Source organism: uncultured Winogradskyella sp., from assembly GCF_947501905.1.
Classification (GTDB): domain Bacteria; phylum Bacteroidota; class Bacteroidia; order Flavobacteriales; family Flavobacteriaceae; genus Winogradskyella.
Genome location: NZ_CANMXL010000010.1, coordinates 1 through 3,076, shown reverse-complemented (window position 1 = coordinate 3,076; position 3,076 = coordinate 1). Strand labels below are relative to the sequence as shown.

The window sequence follows — 3,076 nt, the reverse complement described above, 5'->3', positions numbered from 1 at the left end:
ATTTACATTACCTATCCCTATTGTAGAGATTAATGCAAATCCTGGAATTGGAGCTCAGCAAAACCCTGGCTATTAATCCTTAAATTATAAATATTATGAAAAAAATATATAAACTTATTGCATTAGTGCTTTTTACAGGAGCTTTCTTAGGCTGTGAAGAGGATTTAATTATATATGATGCAGATAATGGTCAGACTGCCTTATCATTTGGCCAGACATCATACAGTATTTCTATTCCTTTAGAGAATTTAACATTAGAAATACCTGTAAATAGTACAACTAGGTCTGGAAGTGATAGAAATTTTAATGTAACAGTTGATGCTGACGCAACTACACCTGGTACATCAGGTGAATATTCAATAGGTAGCATTACTATACCTGCAGGAGAATTCGTTGGGATATTAGCAGTAGACTTTACATTTGCTAACATAGCTGGAATGGATGGAGATACTAAGGATTTAGTATTAAATATTGAGGCACCAGCAGGAGATTTCTCTTTCAATGATACAGTATCAATAAATTATTTTAGAGAAATTGTTTGTAACGATGTTGTTGTAACTATTGTGCCTGATGCATATCCAGGAGAAACATCTTGGGTTATAACATCTCAGGTCGATGGTAGCACAGTTGCTGCTGGAGGAGCTAATAGTGCAACAGTTAATTTACCAGATGGTTGTTATACTTTTACTATCAATGATTCTTTTGGTGATGGTATCTGCTGTGCATATGGTAACGGAAGTTATACTGTAGACTGTTCTATAATTAACCACGCATCAGGTGGTGTATTTGGGGCATCAGAATCAACAGATTTCTGTGTTAATCCATAAGGATAAATAATAATACTTTAAAAAAGCGGTTCTTTATAGAGCCGCTTTTTTTATGCTTTATATTTTAATTGTTTAATTTTACTACCCAAAATAGATTATAATTAATGAACAGATTACTTATTTGCTTTTTTTTGTTAATCTTTTCTGTCAACGCAATAGCTCAGAAGAAGTTTAAAAACAAGGCTCCAATTGTATCAGATACTTTAAAAACTAAATCTAGCAAGTCATCCAAGACTATTGATAAAAAGCCTTCAATAAAAAAGTATTTAATCTTAGATTTCAAGAATGATACTACATATGTAGACACTACTTTAACAATTAAAAAAGAGTATAAGTATAACTATTTACGTAAAGACAATTTTAATAGTATACAGTTTGCTAATACAGGACAAACATATAATACGCTTAGCTTAGATGCTTCAACTAATCATATTATACCTTTATTCTCTGCTCAAGCTAGACATTTCAATTACATGGAGATTGAAGATATTAACTACTACCATGTGCCAACACCATTAACAGAATTATACTTTAAAACTGTTTTTTCTCAAGGACAGAATTTAGATGCTTTTTTCACTGTAAATACTTCAAAGCAATTTAATTTTTCGATAGCCTATAAAGGACTTAGATCTTTAGGTAATTATCAAAATGCTTTAACAAGTACAGGTAATTTTAGATTTACTACCAACTATAAGACTAAGAATGGAAAATATGGTATGAGAGGTCATGTAACTATGCAAGATTTACTAAATCAGGAGAATGGAGGCTTAACTGATGTGGATGTACAAAGATTTAAAGATGGTGTAGAAGAAATAATAGACCGTTCTGTATTTGATCCCAATTTTGAGAATGCAGAAAATATATTAGAAGGAAAACGTTTTCATTTAGAACAAGCATTTTCCTTAATAAGTAAAGTAGATAGTACTTCAAACACAAAATTATCATTAACCAATACGGTTTCTTTTGAAGATAAGTTTTATGAGTTTAATCAAACATCCGCTGATAATGATTTTTTTGGTACTTCCTTTAGTAATAGTATTGCAGACAGAGTAACACTCGAAGATTTTTATACAGATTTCGGTATTCTTTTTAAGAATAACATAGTAGGAGATATAAAATTTAAACTCTCTTATAATGATGTTAATTACGGATATAACAGTTTAGTTACACTAAGCAACCAAACAATTACTAATAGAATTAAAGCAAATTTCTTTGGATTCAAAGGCGCTTACCAAAAGCAACTAGGAGACTTTCTTTTTAATGGGGAAATAGGAGCAAACTTATCTGAAGAAATAAAAGGGAATTTCATTAACGCTAAAGTTGGTTATAAACTATCTGATAATTTGTATTTAGAAGGTAAAGTTGATATTAATTCTAGATTACCAAATTACAATCACCTATTATACCAAAGTGATTACACAAACTATAACTGGGATAATCAAAGTAGTTTCAATAATATAAAGACTCAACAAATAGCATTTAGCCTTAAATCAAAAAAGTATGGTAGTGCGTCTGCAGATATAAGCAATATAGATAATTACACATATTTTAATTTGCAAAGCATAGATAACAACACCAAGGTAATTAAGCCAGCTCAGTATACAGAATCAATACAATACCTGAGATTAAAAATTCAAAAAGAATTTCGTTTGGGCAAATTTGCATTAGATAATACAATCATGTATCAAAATGTAACAAGTAATGATAATGTTCTCAATGTTCCATCATTAATAACAAGAAACACACTATACTATTCGGATGAAGTTTTTAAAAAATCTCTAAAATTCCAGACAGGAATTACACTTAATTATTTTAGTAAATATAATGGTAACGGTTATGATCCACTACTAGCAGAATTCTATACACAAAACCAAACCGAAATAGGAGGCTTCCCTAGACTCGACTTTTTTATAAACGCTAAAGTACGTCAAACACGTATATATCTTAAAGCAGAACATTTTAACTCATCCTTTACAGGGTATGATTATTTTTCCGCACCAAACAATCCCTATAGAGATTTTACTGTTAGATTTGGTTTAGTGTGGAATTTCTTTCTCTAAAACTATTTTGGCGTTACCAAGCAATGAGCTTGGTCGGGCTATCACCAGTCGCTTATAGTCTATAGAGCTCCAACAAAGGCTCTATACCTAACGCAATATTAAAATTCTTCAATTTTTCATCAGTCTTAATCACTGATAATAAGTTATTTATAATTGTCAAAAAAAGTAAATAAAAATTAATTTGGTAAA

2 protein-coding genes are annotated in these 3,076 nt (G+C 30.4%); both read left to right on the top strand.

Annotated elements, in window-relative coordinates; translation table 11 throughout:
- Nucleotides 1–95: 95 nt before the first annotated feature.
- Entirely contained in the window at nt 96–827 is a 732-nt protein-coding gene (locus tag Q0770_RS14625; RefSeq protein ID WP_299118173.1) for a hypothetical protein, read from the top strand.
- Nucleotides 828–931: 104 nt separating this feature from the next.
- On the top strand, nt 932–2,887 hold the full coding sequence (locus tag Q0770_RS14620; protein WP_299118170.1) for a putative porin: 1,956 nt from the start codon (nt 932–934) through the stop codon (nt 2,885–2,887).
- Nucleotides 2,888–3,076: the final 189 nt, after the last annotated feature.